Origin of the sequence: Agrococcus sp. SGAir0287 (genome assembly GCF_005484985.1) — a bacterium.
Lineage (GTDB): Bacteria > Actinomycetota > Actinomycetes > Actinomycetales > Microbacteriaceae > Agrococcus.
The window spans coordinates 2,656,109-2,673,716 of sequence record NZ_CP027942.1 but is presented as its reverse complement, the minus strand read 5'-3'; the positions used below and the strand labels follow the sequence as shown (position 1 = coordinate 2,673,716).

16 protein-coding genes and 1 tRNA gene are annotated in these 17,608 nt (G+C 73.7%); 13 read left to right on the top strand and 4 right to left on the bottom strand.

Features of this window, described 5'->3' with window-relative positions; all coding sequences use genetic code 11:
• Positions 1 to 42 precede the first annotated feature (42 nt).
• From C1N71_RS12740 to C1N71_RS12720, 5 genes are all read left to right on the top strand, one after another.
• Positions 43 to 738: a copper homeostasis protein CutC gene (locus tag C1N71_RS12740; protein WP_137756748.1), complete on the top strand. Its 696-nt coding sequence runs from the start codon at positions 43 to 45 to the stop codon at positions 736 to 738.
• Positions 739 to 972: 234 nt separating this feature from the next.
• On the top strand, positions 973 to 2,529 hold the full coding sequence (locus C1N71_RS12735) for an MFS transporter (protein WP_137756747.1): 1,557 nt from the start codon (positions 973 to 975) through the stop codon (positions 2,527 to 2,529).
• Between the two features lie 108 nt (positions 2,530 to 2,637).
• The gene (locus tag C1N71_RS12730) at positions 2,638 to 3,552 is read left to right on the top strand and encodes an alpha/beta fold hydrolase (protein WP_254678005.1); all 915 of its coding nucleotides are present in this window, start codon (positions 2,638 to 2,640) and stop codon (positions 3,550 to 3,552) included.
• Between the two features lie 59 nt (positions 3,553 to 3,611).
• A complete protein-coding gene (locus C1N71_RS12725) occupies positions 3,612 to 4,175 on the top strand; it encodes a hypothetical protein (RefSeq protein WP_137756745.1) in 564 nt (187 codons plus the stop codon).
• A gap of 65 nt (positions 4,176 to 4,240) precedes the next feature.
• The gene (locus C1N71_RS12720; protein WP_137756744.1) at positions 4,241 to 5,290 is read left to right on the top strand and encodes a lipoate--protein ligase family protein; all 1,050 of its coding nucleotides are present in this window, start codon (positions 4,241 to 4,243) and stop codon (positions 5,288 to 5,290) included.
• A gap of 35 nt (positions 5,291 to 5,325) precedes the next feature.
• On the opposite strand, the gene C1N71_RS12715 is transcribed toward C1N71_RS12720, so the two are convergent.
• Positions 5,326 to 5,727 (bottom strand): hypothetical protein, encoded by a 402-nt coding sequence (locus C1N71_RS12715; RefSeq protein WP_137756743.1) that lies wholly within the window; start codon positions 5,725 to 5,727, stop codon positions 5,326 to 5,328.
• 59 nt (positions 5,728 to 5,786) lie between these two features.
• Between C1N71_RS12715 and C1N71_RS12710 the strand changes: the two genes are divergently transcribed.
• From C1N71_RS12710 to C1N71_RS12695, 4 genes are all read left to right on the top strand, one after another.
• Positions 5,787 to 6,665, top strand: a complete 879-nt coding sequence (locus tag C1N71_RS12710; RefSeq protein WP_137756742.1) for a TerC family protein — start codon at positions 5,787 to 5,789, stop codon at positions 6,663 to 6,665.
• Positions 6,666 to 6,812: 147 nt separating this feature from the next.
• Positions 6,813 to 6,886, top strand: a tRNA-Gly gene (locus tag C1N71_RS12705).
• A gap of 118 nt (positions 6,887 to 7,004) precedes the next feature.
• Positions 7,005 to 7,586 carry an antibiotic biosynthesis monooxygenase gene (locus C1N71_RS12700; RefSeq protein WP_137756741.1) on the top strand — a complete coding sequence of 194 codons (582 nt, stop codon included), beginning with the start codon at positions 7,005 to 7,007 and terminating at the stop codon, positions 7,584 to 7,586.
• A gap of 151 nt (positions 7,587 to 7,737) precedes the next feature.
• On the top strand, positions 7,738 to 8,274 hold the full coding sequence (locus tag C1N71_RS12695; RefSeq protein WP_137756740.1) for an RBBP9/YdeN family alpha/beta hydrolase: 537 nt from the start codon (positions 7,738 to 7,740) through the stop codon (positions 8,272 to 8,274).
• 11 nt (positions 8,275 to 8,285) lie between these two features.
• Here C1N71_RS12695 and C1N71_RS12690 read toward each other — a convergent pair whose 3' ends face one another.
• Together C1N71_RS12690 and C1N71_RS12685 are read right to left on the bottom strand one after the other, a co-directional pair.
• Positions 8,286 to 8,723, bottom strand: coding sequence for a hypothetical protein (locus tag C1N71_RS12690; protein WP_137756739.1), 438 nt, complete (start codon positions 8,721 to 8,723; stop codon positions 8,286 to 8,288).
• 135 nt (positions 8,724 to 8,858) lie between these two features.
• A complete protein-coding gene (locus C1N71_RS12685; RefSeq protein WP_137756738.1) occupies positions 8,859 to 9,746 on the bottom strand; it encodes an EamA family transporter in 888 nt (295 codons plus the stop codon).
• Positions 9,747 to 9,842: 96 nt separating this feature from the next.
• Between C1N71_RS12685 and C1N71_RS12680 the strand changes: the two genes are divergently transcribed.
• Both C1N71_RS12680 and C1N71_RS12675 read left to right on the top strand, forming a co-directional pair.
• Positions 9,843 to 11,075, top strand: a complete 1,233-nt coding sequence (locus C1N71_RS12680) for an ABC transporter ATP-binding protein (RefSeq protein WP_254678004.1) — start codon at positions 9,843 to 9,845, stop codon at positions 11,073 to 11,075.
• The gene (locus tag C1N71_RS12675; protein WP_254678003.1) at positions 11,072 to 12,124 is read left to right on the top strand and encodes an ABC transporter permease; all 1,053 of its coding nucleotides are present in this window, start codon (positions 11,072 to 11,074) and stop codon (positions 12,122 to 12,124) included. The genes C1N71_RS12680 and C1N71_RS12675 overlap by 4 nt, the downstream gene beginning before the upstream one ends.
• Positions 12,125 to 12,161: 37 nt before the next feature.
• Here C1N71_RS12675 and C1N71_RS12670 read toward each other — a convergent pair whose 3' ends face one another.
• Positions 12,162 to 15,152 carry an alpha-mannosidase gene (locus tag C1N71_RS12670; protein WP_137756737.1) on the bottom strand — a complete coding sequence of 997 codons (2,991 nt, stop codon included), beginning with the start codon at positions 15,150 to 15,152 and terminating at the stop codon, positions 12,162 to 12,164.
• A gap of 220 nt (positions 15,153 to 15,372) precedes the next feature.
• On the opposite strand from C1N71_RS12670, the gene C1N71_RS12665 reads away from it, so the two are divergent.
• Both C1N71_RS12665 and C1N71_RS12660 read left to right on the top strand, forming a co-directional pair.
• A complete protein-coding gene (locus C1N71_RS12665; protein WP_137756736.1) occupies positions 15,373 to 15,846 on the top strand; it encodes a YbaK/EbsC family protein in 474 nt (157 codons plus the stop codon).
• Positions 15,847 to 15,972: 126 nt separating this feature from the next.
• Positions 15,973 to 17,568, top strand: coding sequence for an InlB B-repeat-containing protein (locus C1N71_RS12660; RefSeq protein WP_137756735.1), 1,596 nt, complete (start codon positions 15,973 to 15,975; stop codon positions 17,566 to 17,568).
• Positions 17,569 to 17,608 lie beyond the last annotated feature (40 nt).

Here is a 17,608-nt window from a genome sequence, read left to right as displayed (position 1 = left end):
GCACTGCTCGGGGCGTCGCTGCATCCGGGCGGCGCTGGCACGATGGAGCGCGTGCTGCGGGTCGAGGTGTGCGTGACCGACGTCGACGGGGTGCGCGTCGCACGCGCGGCCGGCGCGGATCGCGTCGAGCTGTGCGTCGCGCTCGACGTCGGCGGCCTCACGCCCTCGCTCGGGCTCGTCGAGCGCGCCGTCGACGCGGCAGGGGCCATGGGCGTGCACGTGCTGCTGCGCCCGAGGCCCGGCGACTTCGTGGCGGATGCCGACGAGGTCGCGCTCGTGCTGCGCGACGCGGAGCTGGCGCTCGCCGCCGGTGCGGCGGGCATCGTCGCGGGGTCGCTGCGCCCCGACGGCCGCGTCGCGCTCGACGCCATGCGACGGCTGCGGGAGGTCGCCTCGGGCGCGGAGCTGACCGCGCATCGCGCCGTCGACGTGCACCCCGAGGTCGAGACGACGATCGCGGACCTCATCGAGGTCGGCGTCGACCGCATCCTCACCTCTGGCGGTCGCACGTCGGCGCACGACGGCGCGGACCGCATCGCGCGCGCCGTCGCGGCTGCGCACGGGCGCCTCGCGGTCATGGCCGGCGGCGGCATCCGTCCCGAGCGCATCGAGGAGCTCGTCGCAGCCACCGGCATCGCCGACGTGCACCTCTCGGCGCGCGTCGAGGTCGCCGCCGACGAGGGGTTCGGCGCGCGGCATCGCACCGATCCCGCGGTGCTCGCGCGCATCCGACGCTGAGCGCGCCGCATCCGGTCGCGCGGGCATCGCGGCGTGATGCATGTCATCCCGGGCGTGTCGCGTACGGTTCCGAGGGCCCGACTGCCCCTGTCCCGACTGGGCAGTCGCCGGATGGCGACACGCCCGGGCAGACATGCATCTCGATCGTCGTCGATTGGTCCGACCACGGCGAGGTCGGTATCGTCCCATGACCGTCCGGGGCATCCCGCCCGAATCCCGCATCACAGGAGAGCCATGCCCCACGGCGACGCGCACGACCCCTCGGCCCCCGCAGCCCCGACCGCGCAGACCGCGCCAGGAGCGCATCGGCTCGAGGTCGACGACGTGATCGTCGTGCCCACCTCCCGGGTGCGGAAGGCCATCTCGGGCACCGTCGTCGGCAACTTCATGGAGTGGTTCGACTTCGGCATCTACGGCTACCTCGCCGTCACGCTCGCCGTCGTCTTCACCGCCGACCTGCCCGAGCCCTGGGGGCTCCTCGTGACCCTGCTGGGCTTCGCGATCTCGTTCCTCGTGCGCCCGCTCGGCGGACTCGTGCTGGGCCCGCTCGGCGACCGCATCGGCCGCCAGAAGGTGCTCTTCCTGACGATGGCGATGATGGCGACCGCCACCGCCCTCATCGGCCTGCTGCCGACCTCGGCGCAGATCGGCCTGTGGGCGATCGTCCCGCTCTACCTGCTGAAGATGGTGCAGGGCTTCTCGACCGGCGGCGAGTACGCAGGTGCGTCGACGTACGTCACCGAGTTCTCGCCCGACCGCAGCCGCGGGTTCTGGGCCTCGTGGCTCGACGTCGGCTCGTACGTCGGCTTCGCGGCCGGCGCCTCCGTCGTCGCGCTCACGACCGTCGTCACCGAGTGGCTCGCGGGCCCCGGCGCGATGGTCGACTTCGGCTGGCGCATCCCCTTCCTCATGGCGGTCCCGCTCGGCGCCGTCGCGATCTGGTTCCGCCTGCGCATCCCCGAGACGCCCGCCTTCGAGGCCGTGCACGCCGAGGGCGCCGAGCGCCCCGACGACCCGATGGCGCGCCACGGCATCCTCGGCACGATCCGCCACCACTGGAAGGCGATGCTCGTCGTCGTCGCGCTCGCGGCCGCGACCAACACGGTCGGCTACGCGCTCACGAGCTACATGCCGACGTACCTCGAGCGCGAGCTCGGCGTGCACAGCCTCACCGCCGCGATCGCGACCGTGCCCGTGCTGCTCGCGCTGTCGGCACTGCTGCCCGTCATCGGCCGCATCAGCGACCGCGTGGGCCGCAAGCCCGTCTACGTCACGGCCGTCGTCTCGACGCTCGTCGCGATGGTGCCCGCCTTCGCGATCATGCAGCTCGGCACCTTCTGGGCCGTCATGGTCGCGCTGTGCATCGTCGCCGTGCCCGCCGCGCTCTTCATCGCCGTGTCCGCGTCCGCGCTGCCCGCGATGTTCCCGACCGCGTCGCGCTTCGGCGCCATGGCCATCGCGTTCAACGTCTCGGTCTCGCTCTTCGGCGGCACGACGCCGCTCTTCGCGCAGGCGCTCATCGAGGTCACCGGCAACCCGTACATGCCGGCCTTCTACATCATGCTGTTCGCCGCGCTCGGCGGCATCGCGCTGCTGTCGATGCGCGAGTCCTCCAGCCGCCCGCTCGTCGGCTCCGTGCCGACCGTCGAGACCCGCGAGGAGGCCGTCGAGGTCGTCGAGCGGCAGGACGCCGACCCGCGCATCGACCTGTCGTCGATGCCGCTCGACCTCCTGCACTCCGACGACGACGGCGCGCGCCGCGACGACGACCGCGAGCTCTCCCGCACCTGACGCGCGAGCCCCGACCATCCGTCGACCCCGGGCGGCATCCGCAGGGATGGGCGACGGATGGCCCTGTGCGCCGCGCGGGGAGTACGCTGCACGCCGGAGCATCCGGAGGTGCCTGTGCCCAAGTTCGCCGTGATCCGGCAGGACCACACGTTCGTGGACCTGCAGGGCGTCACCATCCACTGGTACACGTGGATGCCCGGCAAGCCGAAGGCCATCGTGCTCATCGTGCACGGGGTCGGCGAGCACGCACTGCGGTACGACCATGTCGCGCAGCACCTCGTGAACGCCGGCTACGGCGTCGCGGCGCTCGACCAGCGCGGCCACGGTGCGACGGGCCTCGAGCAGTACGGCGGCGACGTCTCGCGCCTCGGGCGGCTCGGGCCGGGCGGCGGCATGGCGGTCGTCGGCGACGTCGTCTCGCTCGTGAAGCGCCTGCGCGGCGAGCACCCGCAGCTGCCGCTCGCCGTCATCGGCCACTCGTGGGGCTCCCTCACGATGCAGCGCCTCCTCAACCGGCACGCCGCGCTCATCGACGCCGCGGTGCTGACGGGCACCGCGTACCGCATGCCGGGATGGATGAACGCCGGCGATCTCAACGCGCGCCACAAGCACCTGGGCGACACCGGCTACGAGTGGCTCTCGCGCGACCCGGCGGTGCAGGAGGCGTTCGTCGCCGACCCGCTGACCTTCCCCGCCGACGTGCTGCGCCTCTTCGGCCCCGTCGAGGCGGCGAGGCTCATGGGCGTGCCCGCTCGCTCGCTCGGCGCCGACATCCCCATCCTCGTCGCGGTCGGCTCCGACGACACGCTCGGCGGCGAGGCCTCGGCCCGCCGGCTCGTGCGCGCCTACGAGGAGCGCTCGGGCCTCACCGACGTCGCGCTGCGCGTCTACCCGGGGGCGCGGCACGAGATCTTCAACGAGATCACGAAGTCGAAGGTGCTCGACGACGTCACAGCCTGGCTCGACGCGCACCTCGTTCCCGACCGCGACGGCGTCGGCCGCGCGTCGGCCGCCGCCGGCTGAGCCGCGGCACGCGGGCGGATGTGCTGGGCGTCCGCGACGATCGGGAGCACCATGGAGGCATGGACCCGCGCGGACACCCGCGGGCATGGCGCATCGCAGCGCCGGCCCTGCTCGGATGGAACGTCCTCGGCGGCGCCGTCGGCGGCACCGTCGTCGTGGTGGCCGTGTTCCTCTCGCCGAGCGGCGGGACGGCCGCCTTCTCGCCCGACTCGCTCGCGCTGACGATCCTCGTCGTGGCCGTCGCCGCGATCCTCGGCGCGGTCGGCGGGCTGCTGGGCGGCGGCACGCTCGTGCTCGCGCGCGGACGCAGACCCACGCCGCGCACGCTCGTGCGCGGCCTCGCCGCCGGGCTCGTCGTCGCCGCGCTCGTCGTGCTCGCGGCGCTCTTCGCGCCGATCATGCCGGATGCGACGCGACCGATCGCCGTCGTCGTCGGCCTCGCGATCGGCGCGGTCATGCTCGGCCTCGCCTTCCAGTCGCACGCGGTGCACTGGCGCGAGGAGGAGCCGACGCAGCGCGACCTCCCCGGCGGCGACGCGCCCGCGTACGCGACCGACCCCATCCGCGACCTCGTCGACCCGGATCCGCACGCCGCCGACGACGACGTCGCCGCCGGGCGCTGACCGGCCCGCGCCCCGGCGCTCGGTCGTAGGCTGGGCGTCGGCCCACGTCGACGAGGAGGCGCGCGATGCACGGCGAGTACAAGGTCCCCGGCGGCAAGCTCGTCGTGGTCGACGTGGAGACGGACGGCGAGCGCATCTCGGCGTTCCGCCTCTCCGGCGACTTCTTCCTCGAGCCCGACGACGCGCTGGAGCAGATCGACGCCGCCGTGCTCGGCCTGCCGTCGACGGCGACCGCCGCCGAGATCGGCGCGGCGATCCGCGAGGGTCTGCCCGAGGGCGTCACGATGCTCGGCCTCACGCCCGAGGCCGTGGGCGTCGCCGTGCGCCGCGCGCTCGCCAAGGCGACGTCGTTCGCCGACTACGACTGGCAGCTCATCGACGACGAGCCGCGCCTGCCGATCCTCCACGTCGCCCTCGACGAGGTGCTCGCGAACGAGGTCGGCGAGGGTCGTCGCGGCCCGACCCTGCGGTTCTGGAACCTCTCCGGACCCGCCGTCTACATCGGCTCGTTCCAGTCGTACCGCAACGAGGTCGACCCCGAGAACGCCGAGCGCTTCGGCATCCCGATCATCCGCCGCATCTCCGGCGGCGGCGCCATGTTCTCCGAGCCGGGCAACGCCATCACGTACTCGATGTACGTGCCCGCCGACCTCGTGCAGGGCATGAGCTTCGCCGACTCCTACGCCTTCCTCGACGCGTGGGTCATCGAGGCGCTGCAGGGGCTCGGCATCGATGCCTCGTACGCGCCGCTCAACGACATCACCTCGCCGCAGGGCAAGATCGGCGGGGCCGCGCAGAAGCGGCTCGGCTCGGGCGGCGTGCTGCACCACGCGACGATGTCGTACGACATGGACGCGGAGAAGATGGTGCAGGTGCTGCGCATCGGTCGCGAGAAGCTCTCCGACAAGGGCACGACGAGCGCGAAGAAGCGCGTCGATCCGCTGCGCTCGCAGACGGGCATGGCCAGGGAGGCCGTGCAGGAGGCGCTCAAGGACTCGTTCCGCCGGCTCACGCGTGCGCAGGACGGCGAGCTGACCGCCGACGAGCTCGCCGCCGCCGACGCCCTCGTCGCGTCGAAGTTCTCGACGCAGGCCTGGCTGCACCGCGTCCCGTAGCGGCGCTCGGGTGCTGGCGTCGGCGGATGGCGGCGTCAGCTCGTGCTGGCGAGCCCGCCGAGCAGGAGGACGGGCAGGATCACGATGTGCAGGATGATCCAGCCGATCGAGGCGACGATCGAGATGGATCCGAGCACGATCGCCCAGACGGCGCGGCTGCCGCCCCCGAGCCGCTGCGCGCGTGCGGCGATGCCGAACTGGATGGCGACGATCGCCGGCACGAGCGTGAACCAGTTGAGCAGCGGCACGGCGGAGAGCACGATCGCGACGATGCCCCACACGAGCGCCCGGGTCGCGACGCGATCCGAGCGCTGCGACGCGAGCATCGCATCCGGCACGGGCTGGAACTGCTGCGGCGGCGCGAACCGTCGCTCGGGCCCCTGCGGCGGGCCGGGCTGCGGAGCGGGCGTGCCGGGGAAGGGCGGCGGCGTGGTCACCGGGTCATCGTCGCATGCGCACCCGCGCGTTCCCAGCGAGGATCGGCCATGATCGCCCCATGCTCGACTTCTCCCTGGAGTTCACCCCCGACCTCGTCGCGGTGTTCCTCACGCTCTTCGTGCTCGAGGTCGTCCTCGGCGTCGACAACGTCATCTTCATCTCGATCCTCGCCGCGAAGCTGCCCGCGGACCAGCAGGCGAAGGCCCGCAACCTCGGCCTGACCCTCGCGATGGTCATGCGCGTGCTGCTCGTGCTGCTCGCCGGCTGGATCATCACGCTCACCGAGCCGCTCTTCACGCTCGGCTTCCTCGAGTCCACGCCCTTCGATCCCGAGTTCTCGGGCAAGGACCTCATCCTGATCCTCGGAGGCGGCTTCCTGCTGTACAAGGCGGTCACCGAGATCCACCACAAGCTCGAGGGCGCCGACGACCACGGGTCGACCGGTGGCGCGGCGAAGGCGACGTTCGGCGCGGTCATCGCGCAGATCCTCGCCCTCGACCTCGTGTTCTCGCTCGACTCCGTCATCACGGCCGTCGGCATGACCGACCGCATCGTCGTCATCATCACGGTCGTCGTGCTCTCGTTCGCGCTCATGCTCATCGCCGCGAAGCACATCTTCACGTTCGTGAACCGCCACCCGACCGTGAAGATGCTCGCCCTCGCGTTCCTCGTGCTCATCGGCGTCTTCCTCGTCGCCGAGGGCTTCGGCTTCCACATCGAGAAGGCGTTCATCTACGGGCCGATGGCCTTCGCCGTGCTGGTCGAGGTGCTGAACCTCGCCTCCGCGGCCCGCAAGAAGCGGCGCGCCGAGGCGGCGAAGGATGCAGCCGCGCCGGAGCCCGTGCGCCTGCACTCCGGCTACACGGTCGAGGAGGAGCAGCAGGCGCTGCAGCGCTCGTCGAAGGCGACGACCTCCGAGCCGACGCCGAAGCGGTAGCCCGCATGCGATGGCGCCCAGCGGGCCGTCGAGGGGCATGCACCCTCGCGGCATCCCTGGGCGCCATCTCGTGCGCCGGCCTCGGTCGCCGCACGCCGCGCCGACGTGCCGTACGATGGCTCTCGCTGCCCCTCGCGGGGCGGCGCCGGGGATGTAGTTCAATGGCAGAACTGGTGCTTCCCAAGCACCCGGCGCGGGTTCGATTCCCGTCATCCCCTCCAGCGGAGCCTCCGGCCGTCACCCGGTCCCGGCCCGTCTGACGACGCGGTCGCATCCGCTCGGCACACCCTCCTCGCGGACCGCGTCCGGAGTCGAAGGCCTTCGACCCGAGGGGACGCCATGTCCGAGCCGATCACCGTCGCCATCGAGCGCCAGGTCGACCCGACGAAGCAGCGCTACGCGCTCAGCTGGGTGCGGCAGGGCATCGACCTCGCCCACACGTATCCGGGATTCCTCGGGTCGGGATGGGTGCAGGCCAGGCCCGGCAGCGACACGTGGCACATGCTCTACCGCTTCGACACCGCCGCGAACCTGCTCGCATGGGAGGCGAGCGACGAGCGGCGGCTGTGGCTCGACGCCGGCGCGGACTTCGCGCGCGAGGCGAGCGTCGAGCGCCGCAGCGGCATCGAGGGATGGTTCGACTCGGCATCGGGCGAGGGCGTGGCGGGCGACCGCGTCGAGGTGCGCTCCGTCGAGCCCGTGCCGCCGCGCTGGAAGCAGGGCGTCGTCGTGTGGCTCGGCTTCTTCCCCGTCAACGTGCTCGTGACGCTGCTGCTCGGGCTCATCCCGGGCTTCGCCGAGACGCCGATCGTGCTGCGGCTGCTCGCGACGAGCCTCGTGCTCACGCCGATCATGGTCGGGTTCGTGCTGCCAGCAGTCACGCGCCTGTTCCGGCCGTGGCTGCTGCGCGGTCGGGGCTGACCCGCCCCTGCGTCCCGAGGTACGCATCTCGCGTTCCGAGGTGCGCATCGTGCCGTCCGGTACCGCACTCGGCGTCCCTCGACGCGAGTTGCGTACCTCGCAACGGAGCGACGGCCGGGAATCGCGCGTGACGGATGCGGTTGCATCCGGCATGCGACTCGTCATCCTCCACGGCTACGGCGCGCTGCCGACCTCCCACTGGTTCACCTGGCTCGGCGACGCGATCGGCGGCGACGTCGACATCCCGGCGCTGCCGGACACGGAGGCGCCGCAGCGCGACGCCTGGGTCGATGCTGCACGCGCGGCGATGGCGGGCGACGACGACCTCGTGGTCGTGGGGCACTCCCTCGGCACCGTCGCCGCGCTGCTCGCGCTCGACGGCGTCGACCGCTCCCGCATCCGCGGGCTCGTGCTCGTCGCGCCGTTCTGGGAGCCGGTGCGGACGCTGCCCGAGCTCGACCGCTTCCTCGACCTGCCGGCGATCCCGGATCTCGGCGACGTGCCCGTCGTCGTGATCGCGAGCGACGAAGACCCGATCGTGCCGCCGGAGCTCTCTGAGCGAGCCGCCGCGTCGCTCGGGGTGCCCGTGACGACGGTCGCGAGCGCCGGCCACTTCCTCGACCGCGACGGCTGGACGACGCTGCCCGCCGCGCGCGACGCCGTGCTGGGGATGCTCGCGCGCGCCTGAGGGGCGCCGCGTCAGCCGCGCGGCAGCGTCGGCCAGGACAGCACGCCGAGCTCGACCCAGACGATGGGCGCCGCGACCGCGAGCACCGCGACGAGCACGAGCGTGCCGGCGAGCGCCACGTAGGCGCGTCGCCGTCGGCCGGCGCTGATGCGGTGCATGCTCCACGACAGCGGCGCCGCGACGAGCGAGACGAGCAGCGCGATCGTCGGCGCCACGAGGTGCGGGATGAAGGCGAGCACCGCGAGGACGACGGCTCCGGCGATGGCCGCCCACGGCGGCCGATCGGCGAGCGCCGCCGCGTGCGCCGCCGCCGCGTCGTCCGCCGCGTCCGAGGTCGCGGCGACATCGATGCGCTCGGGCATCGGCACGCGCACGATGGGCGGCAGCTCGCCGCGGCGCAGCCGCTCGACCTCGTCGGCGTCGCGCCCGCTCCACCGGCCGTCGCTCACGCCTCCATCATTCCGCGCGCACGTCGCCCATCCCCAGGGTTGCGAGGTGCGGCTGCTGCGCTCAGGTGCCGTTGCACCAGCACCCGAGTGCAGCAGCCGCACCTCGGAACGCGAGGACGGGTCCGCGCGGGGCGACTACTGCTGCACGATGGCGCCCGTGTCGGGCGTGACCGTCGGCTCCTTCGCGGCCGTGAGGGCGACGCCGGCGGCCGCGACGACGACGATGCCGAGCGCGAGCATCTGCAGCCCGCCGATGCCCTCGCCGACGATGGCGAGCGCGAAGAGCCCCGCCGCGACGGGCTCGAGCGCCATGAGCACGCCGAACACCCTGGGCGGGATGCGGCGCAGCGCCGCGAGCTCGAACGCGTACGCGAGCGCGCTCGAGAGGATCGCGACGCCGAGCGCGGGCAGCAGCAGCCACGGCTGCGCCGCGACGCCGGTCACGGCGCCGACCGCGCCGAAGGGCGTCGTGAGCACCGCGGCGATGCACATGGCGGCCGTGAGCCCGCCGACGCCCGGCACGAGCTCGCCGACGCGGTGGGACGCGAGGATGTAGCCCGCCCAGCACGCGCCCGCGGCGAGCGCGAGGAGCACGCCGAGCGCGTCGAGCGCGCCCGTGAGCGACTGCGCGCCGATGATGCCCACGCCGCAGCCGGCGAGCAGCACCCACGCGGCCTCGACCCATCGGCGCGAGAGCACGAGCGCGAGCACGAGCGGACCAAGCAGCTCGAGCGTCACGGCGAGCGCGAGCGGGATGCGCTCCATCGCGACGTAGAACATGAGGTTCATGCCCGCGAGGGCGACGCCCAGCAGCACGACGGCGCGCCAGGTGCGCCGATCCCACGCGCGCACCTTCGGCCGCGCGACGACGAGGAGGATGAGGGATGCGAACGCGAGCCGCAGCCACGTGACCGCGGCGGGGTCCAGGTGCTCGAACAGCAGCTTCGCGACCGAGGCGCCCGCCTGCACCGAGCAGATGCCCGCGAGCACGAGGGCGATGCCCGAGCCGCCACGACGATCCATCCGCACCACTCGACGCTAGGGGATCGGCGGCGGGTCCGCGGACGTCGTCCGCGCGGATGACGCGCGCGTCCAGGCGGGCCGCCTAGCCTCGGACGCATGCCGCCCGACGAGTCGACCGCAGACCGACCCGAGCAGCCGACCCCCGACGCGCAGCCGGCACCGCCCGCGACCGAGCACGACGCCCACGACCGCCGCTTCGAGCGCCCCGCCGCACCCGGCCAGCATGCGCGACCGCCGCACGCCGCTGGGGCAGGCGTCGCCGCCGAGCCGAGGTGGCTCGCGCCCGACGGCACGCCGCCGGCGCCCATGGCGCCGGCATCGACGCACCCCGCTGCGGCGCAGATGCCCGGCGCAGCGCCCGGCGCGTCGCCGCGCCCGGCCGGCATCGACGTGGTCGACGTGCGTCGCGCGTTCGGGTCCGTGCACGCCGTGCGGTCGATGACGTTCTCGGCCGCCCCGGGCAGCGTCACGGCGCTCATCGGGCCGAACGGCGCCGGCAAGACGACCCTCATGCTCATGCTCGCGTCGCTCCTCGCGCCGGACGCCGGCCGCATCCGCGTCGGCGGCATCGACCCCGTCGCCGAGCCGCGCGCCGCCCGTCGCGTGCTCGGCTGGATGCCCGACGTGCTCGGCACGTGGCGCACGCTCACGCCGCGCACCGTGCTGCGCATGGTCGGCAGGCTGCACGGCATGCCGGTGCGGCTCGCGCGGCAGCGCGCCGACGAGCTCGTGGCGCTGCTCGACCTCGAGCAGCTCGCCGACCGTCCGAGCCGCGTGCTCTCGCGCGGGCAGCAGCAGCGGCTCGGGCTCGCGCGCGCGCTCGTGCACCACCCGAGCGTGCTGCTGCTCGACGAGCCCGCCGCCGGCCTCGATCCGGCGTCGCGGCTGCGGCTGCGCGGCCTGCTGCGCGACCTCGCCGACGCGGGTGCGACCGTGCTCGTGTCGAGCCACGACCTCGGCGAGCTCGACGAGGTGGCGGACGCCTCGGTCTTCGTCGAGCACGGCGAGGTCGTGTCGGGCGAGCGCGTCGCGAGCGCTCGCGGCACGTCGGCGACGTGGCGCATCCGCTCCCTCGATCCCGCCGCGCTCTCGCTCGCGATCGCCAGGATCGGCGTCGCGATCGACCGCGTGCGCGTCGAGGGCGATGCGACGACGGTCGTCGTCGATCGCGACGAGGATGCCGCCGACCTGCTCGCCCGGCTCGTGGCGCAGGGCGTGCCCGTCGTGCACTACGCGCCGACGGTCGGCACGATCGAGCGCACGTTCCTGGGGCTGCAGGGCGGGCCGGATGCGCCGGGCGGGCCGTCGACGAGGGGAGCGCGCCGATGAGCGCCTGGATGGGTCTGCTGGGCGTGGTCGTGCAGCTCGAGCTGCGGCAGCGCGTGCGCAGCGTCGCCTGGTACGTGCTGCTCGGCGTCGTCGGCCTCGTGACGGGCGCCGTCATCCTCGTGCTCTTCCTCGGGCTCGGATCGACGCCGCAGGACATCGGCGGCCTCGTCTTCTCGACGGTGCTCTTCCTCGTCCTGCTCGTGGCGATGCTCGTCACCCCCGCGCTGTGCGGCGCCGCGATCAACGGCGAGCGCGAGGCGGGCACGCTCGCCGCCACGCAGCTCACGCAGGTCACCGCGACGCAGCTCGTGCTCGGCAAGCTGCTCGCGGCGTGGATCGCCTCGCTCGGCTTCCTCCTCGTCACGGTGCCGTTCCTGCTCGTGGCGATGGCGCTCGGCGGGCTGCGCCCCGAGGTCGTCGTGGTGGGCGTCGTCATCCTCGTGCTCGAGATCGGCGTCACGGCCGCGATCGGCGTCGGCCTGTCAGGACTGCTGCGCACGCCGGTCTTCTCCATCGTGACCACGTACCTCGCCATCGCCGTGCTCGGCCTCGGCTCGCTCATCGCCTTCGGCATCGGCGCGCTCGTCGTGCAGGAGACCCGCGAGGTGCCGAGCCTGTACTACGAGTCGACCGACGACGGCGCGACGACGACGTGCGTCGTCGACGGCACCTACGAGGTCTCGCAACCGCGCACCGACCTCATCTGGTGGACGCTCGCCGCGAACCCCTTCGTCGTGATGGCGGATGCGATCCCGCCCTCGTTCGGCTCCTACGGGCAGCCCGACGACGTCTTCTCGGGCATCTCGCTGCTCGTGCGCCAGGCGCAGCAGGCGCCGACGTGGCCGGGCGACTGCGAGGACGAGGAGGCGCTGTACGGCGCGCCGTACTCGCCGACCGACACCACCGACGAGGTGTACGCGAGCAGCGTGCCGAGCTGGTTCGTGGGCCTCGGCGTGCACCTGCTGCTCGCAGGCGGCCTCGTCGCCGGCGCGATCGCACGCACGAGGGCGCCCGCACGGCACCTCGCGCCGGGCAGCCGCATCGCCTAGGGTGAGGCTGCGGCAGCGCGGGCGGCGGCCCCGTCGGTCACGGCGACCCCAGCACGAACGTCGCGATCTCGAACGGTCGCAGGGTCACGGCGCCGAGGTCGGCGGGACCCGCGTCGAGGTCGAGCCCGCCGTCGGCGTCGACGCGGCGCTCGAGCATGTCGGTGCGCCACGCGGCGCGGTGCGGGATGGCCGTGGTCAGCGACGTCGTCGTGGCGCGACCGAGCGACTCGTAGACGCGCACGACGGCGCCGTCGCCCTCGTAGGCCGGCGCGATCGTCTCGACCACGACCCCGGGGTCCGTCGACGTCACGAGCGACGGCAGCGCATCCGCGCGCCCCGGCACGAGCCGCGGCGGAGCCTGCAGCCGGTAGCCGTCGGCGATCACCTCATGCAGTGCGCCGGCGGCGTACGGGCGGATGGCGTACGCGAAGGCGTGCTCGCCGCGGTCGGCGGTGCGATCGGGGAAGGTGGGGGAGCGCAGCAGGTTCAGCGACAGCAGACCGTGCTTCGCGCGATGCCCGTACTTGCCGTCGTTGAGCATCGCGAAGCCCGCGCCCGACGCGTCCTCCACGGCGAGCCAGCGATGCGCGCACACCTCGAACTGGGCCCGCTCGACGCTGTCGCGCTCGGTCGTCGCGCGTCGGATGTGGCCCATCTGGATCTCGCACAGCGCCTCGGGTCCGTACCGCGTCGGTCGGTGCTCGACGCGAAGCATGCGATGCGTCTGGTGCCAGTCGACGTGCGTCTCGAAGCGCACGAGCATCGTGCCGGCCTCGAGCACGACGTCCTGCCGCACACGGACCCGCGGCCCCTCGAGCACGTGCCGGCGCACGGCGCGGGGACCGTGGACGTGCCAGGAGCGCTCGACGACCCGCAGCGGTGTGCCGCTCGCGGCCGCGGCTCGCGGCGAGATGTCCCATGCGTCCCACGGGATCTGCAGCGGGTCGCGCTGCAGCACCAGGCGTCCCAGCCCCTCGCCCGCGTGCTCGAACCCGTCGGCGTCGAGCATCGAGACGATCGTGCCGGTCGCATCGTCGAACCGCAGCGTCACGAGCCCGTTCGCGAGTCCGGCGGCGTCGGCGACGAGCTCGGGATGCGCGGGCTCGGGCACGAGCGCGGCCGTCGCGTACGGCGGCACCTGCGCTCGCATCCACGTGCCGTCGACGAGGATCGGCTCGTCGCGCGCGACGGGCGCGAGGTTCAGCGCCGCCGGGGCGTCGCCGTGCGTCGGCAGCGCGGCGACGAGCGCGTCGATGCGGTGCTCGACGACGCCGGCGAGGCGCTCGAACGCGGCGACGGACTCGCGGTGCACGCGCGCGATCGACGAGCCGGGGAGGATGTCGTGGAACTGCTGCAGCAGCGCCTCCTGCCACACGGGCTCGAGCTCCTCGCGGACGCGCTCGCGCACCGCGGGCCCGTGCGCGGCGGCGAGCGCCTCCACGTCGTGCAGCAGCCGCTCGAGGGTGCGGTTCCAGCGCTTCGTCGCCGCCTGCGTCGTGTACGTGCCCTGGTGCTTCTCGAGGTAGAGCTCGCCGTGGTGCACGTGAGGGACGTCGCGCGTCGCGAGGTCGCGGAAGAACTCGGAGGCGCTGCCGCGGCGCACGCGCGGCAGGCCCGGGATGCCGGCGCCGTCCGGCCCGATCTCCCGGTCGAGCACCTCGTGGTGCACCTCGCTCGGGCCGCCACCGCCGTCGCCGCCCCCGTACACGAGCAGCGCCGTGCCCGTCGAGCGCTCGGGATGCTGCCGCAGCCCGCGCAGCAGCCCGTCGGCGGCGGCGCGGGAGTTGTAGTCGCCCTCCGGGGGCATGTGCACGAGCACCTCGGTGCCGTCGATGCCCGCCCAGCGGAACGAGCGGTGCGGGAAGTCGTTCACCGTGTTCCAGGCGAGCTTGATCGTCTGGAACCACTCCATGCCCGTGCCGCGCAGGATCTGCGGCAGCGCACCGGAGTAGCCGAAGGTGTCCGGCAGCCAGCACAGCCGCATCCGATCGTCGGTGAGGCCGAGCTCGCGCTGCCAGAAGCGACGGCCCACGACGGCCTGGCGGATGAGCGACTCGCCGCTGGGCAGGTTGGTGTCGGGCTCGATCCAGAACGAGCCCTGCGCCTCGACGCTGCCCGCGGCGATCGCGGCGCGCAGCCGTTCGAAGAGCGCCGGATGCCGGTCGCGCAGCCACTGCAGCTGCTGCGGCTGGCTCGTGCCGTAGACGTAGCCGGGGTGCCGCTCGACGGCGTGCAGCTGCCGCGTGTAGGTGCGCGCCGACTTGCGCCGCGTCTCCCGCAGCGGCCACAGCCACGCCATGTCGAGATGCCCGTGGCCCACGGCGGTGTACTCGAGCGGGTCGGTCGCGCCACCGGCGAGCGATGGCGCGAGGGTGGCGCGCGCGGCGGCGAGGTCGCCCGCGCGGAACCGCGCCCACGCATCGTCGAGCGCGGCGCGCAGCGTTCGACGCAGCGCGTCGTCGTCGGTGTGGCCGGCGAGCTGCGTGAGCGTGAGCGCGTCGAAGTAGAGGCCGTAGGCCGTCTCGTCGCGCACGGCGAGGTGCGCGCCGTGGAAGACGGCACGGCCGACGGGGTAGATGAGGAACCCGTTGTACGTCGCATCGGCGTACAGGTCGATGCGCTGCGAGACGTCGACGCCCCGCACCGCCCGGAAGCGGCCGCCGGGATGCGGCAGGTCGCCCTGCAGGTAGACCGTCGTCGTGGCGTCGAGCACCTCGCCCGCGGCGTCGTGCACGAGGCTCTCGCCCCGCAGGCCCAGCAGCACCTCGGCGCGCGGATCGGGGGAGGCGGCGCCGGTCAGGTGGATCCAGCCGCACTCGTGCACGCCGCCCCACGCGGTGCCCGGCCGCAGCGGCGTGAAGTCGCTCGCGCGCCAGTCGCCGAACGGCGTGGGTTCGCCGCTCACGAGGATCGAGGCCTCGAGCGGCACGATGCGGCGCCAGATGCGGGAGCGCATCGCGCGCAGCCGCCGGTACGCGGCCGGTTGCTCGGCGGGGAGCCCCACGAGCCAGCTGGCGAGCCGCCGCACGGCACCTCCTCATGCGCATCGAGGTCGCCGTCGCGCATCCTCGGCGCGGCGGTCGGCGCCAGCGTAGGCCCGCGACGGGGTGCGCGGCTGGATGCCGCGTGCGAAGGGAGAGATGCGCGACTCCCGCACGAGATGACGCTGAGCGCGGCCTCGAGCGGAATGCGCCCTCGACGCGCCACTCGGCGTCATCTCGTGTCTCCGGTCTTGGCAGGATGGCTGCGTGACCATCCCCGCGAAGGCCCTCGCCATCCAGCAGCAGCTCGCCGACCACGGCGTCGACGTCGAGATCCTGCAGTTCGACGGCGGGGTGCACACCGCGAAGGCCGCGGCCGACGCGCTCGGCATCGAGGTGGGGCAGATCGCGAACTCGCTGATCTTCTGGATGGCGGATGCGCCGCTGCTCGTGATGACGAGCGGCGCGCACCGCGTCGACACGGCGATGCTCGCCGAGGCGCTCGGCGAGGGGCCGATCGAGCGCGCGACGCCCGAGCAGGTGCGGCAGGCGACGAGCCAGGTCATCGGCGGCGTCGCGCCCACGGGGCACCCGTCGCCCATCCGCACGATCGTCGACGTCGCGCTCGCCTCGTACGATCGCATCTCCGCGGCTGCCGGCACCCCCGACACCGTCTTCCTCCTCACGTTCGACGAGCTCGTGCGCGTCACGGGTGGCACGGTCATGACGGTCGGCGACTGAACCGATCTCGATCGGGGTTCGCTCTTGCGTGAGCAAGCCTCACCTCCTAGCATCGGCAGCAGCGACCGGCAGCGTTCGCCGCGCACGCACCAGCGGGCGGTCACCTCTCGGTCCCTGGAGCCTCTCGTGCGTCGACACCTCCTCCGTCTCCTCGCCCTCGCGGCCGTCGTCCTCGTCGGGTGGACACTGCCCGCCGCACCCGCGGCGCAGGCCGCCGACGAGGTGCCCGTGCCGATCGCCGCGCCCACCCCGCCCTCGGAGCGGCCCCCGGGCACCAAGGGCTGCTACGGCGTGGCGAACGAGTGCGCCGCGGTGTCCTACCGCGGCATGACCTTCCACGTCCTGTCCGATGCGAGCAACTACTGGGGTGCGTACGTCGCGGGCTACGACGACCGCGGGCGCCTCCAGTCGTTCGAGCTCGTGCCCGGCGAGAACCGCTACTACGACGCCGTCACGGCCGTCGACCCCGTCGCCCGCACGTTCACGGTGCACGGCCAGTCCGGTGAGACCGCGATCTCGTTCGACGTGCTCGACCGCATCGCGTCGACGCCGCTCGTCACCTTCCGCATCCCGGCGCGCATCGGCACGCTGGAGGACGTGTCCTACGCCGTCGAGGTCACGAGCGCCGCCCGTCCCGTGCCCGGCCGGCTGGCGCTCGAGCTCCGCGCGGCGGGCGCGGAGTCGGTGCTGCCGAGCGTGGTGCCGCTCACGGACGGCACCTTCTCGGAGACCTTCCCCGGCGGCGAGCTCCTCCCCGGCGAGTACGAGCTCGACGCGACGTTCCTGCCCGACGCGGACTCGACGCTGTCGTCGGCGTCGACGACCGCGTCGTTCGAGATCTTCCTGCAGCACCGCGTGACCTTCGTCGACTTCGAGGGGACCACCCTGTCCGAGGTCGTCGTCGAGGACGGGCGCGGCGCCCTGGCGCCGCCTGCGCCGGAGCGCACCGGCTACTCCTTCGCCGGCTGGGACCGCGCGTTCGACGTCGTCACGAGCGACCTCACCGTCGCGCCGACCTCCACGGCGAACCAGTACCTCGTGTCCCTCGACGCCGCCGGCGGCACCGTCGACCCCGCGACCCGCGTCGTGACGTTCGACGCCGCATACGGCGCGTTGCCAGTGCCGACGCGCGCCGGCTACGACTTCGAGGGATGGGTGTTCGCGCTCGAGGACGGCTCCGTCTCGACCGTGACGGCCGACACGATCGTCGCGACGCCGTTCGACCACGTCCTCGAGGCCGCCTGGCAGCTCGACGCCACGGTCGACTCGATCGAGCTCACGCCGTCGGGCACCGAGGTCGCCGAGGGCGGCTCCGTGACGTTCACGGCGGAGGGCTTCAACGCCGGCGGCGTGTCGTTGGGCGACGTGACGGCGGACGTGACGCTGACCTCCGACGTCGCGACCGACGTCGTCGACGGCGCGACCGTCACCTTCCCGACGGCGAGCCCGCACACCATCACGGCGACGCACGTCGACGGCGCCACGGACGCTGTCGTCATCGACGTGGAGGCCGCCGCCTCGCCGTCGCCCAGCGCCCCCGCGCCGGGCAGGCCCGGCCCGAGCGCGCCGGCTCCGAGCGCACCGGCGCCGGGATCCCCGACGGCGACCGGCGCGGGCCAGCTGCCGACGACCGGCGGCGAGCCGCTCGCGGCCATCGTCGCGCTCGCGATGCTCCTCATCGCCGGCGGCGCGCTCACGCTGCGTCGACGCGCGACCCGCTGACGCCAGAACGGCGTCCGGGCGCTCGCGCGCCTGGACGCCG

Coding starts and splice junctions, on each gene's coding strand:
- C1N71_RS12740 (WP_137756748.1), top strand. CDS start 43: ATGGAGCGCGTGCTGCGGGTCGAGGTGTGCGTGACCGACGTCGACGGG.
- C1N71_RS12735 (WP_137756747.1), top strand. CDS start 973: ATGCCCCACGGCGACGCGCACGACCCCTCGGCCCCCGCAGCCCCGACC.
- C1N71_RS12725 (WP_137756745.1), top strand. CDS start 3,612: ATGGACCCGCGCGGACACCCGCGGGCATGGCGCATCGCAGCGCCGGCC.
- C1N71_RS12720 (WP_137756744.1), top strand. CDS start 4,241: ATGCACGGCGAGTACAAGGTCCCCGGCGGCAAGCTCGTCGTGGTCGAC.
- C1N71_RS12710 (WP_137756742.1), top strand. CDS start 5,787: ATGCTCGACTTCTCCCTGGAGTTCACCCCCGACCTCGTCGCGGTGTTC.
- C1N71_RS12700 (WP_137756741.1), top strand. CDS start 7,005: ATGTCCGAGCCGATCACCGTCGCCATCGAGCGCCAGGTCGACCCGACG.
- C1N71_RS12695 (WP_137756740.1), top strand. CDS start 7,738: ATGCGACTCGTCATCCTCCACGGCTACGGCGCGCTGCCGACCTCCCAC.
- C1N71_RS12685 (WP_137756738.1), bottom strand. CDS start 9,746: ATGGATCGTCGTGGCGGCTCGGGCATCGCCCTCGTGCTCGCGGGCATC.
- C1N71_RS12680 (WP_254678004.1), top strand. CDS start 9,843: ATGCCGCCCGACGAGTCGACCGCAGACCGACCCGAGCAGCCGACCCCC.
- C1N71_RS12675 (WP_254678003.1), top strand. CDS start 11,072: ATGAGCGCCTGGATGGGTCTGCTGGGCGTGGTCGTGCAGCTCGAGCTG.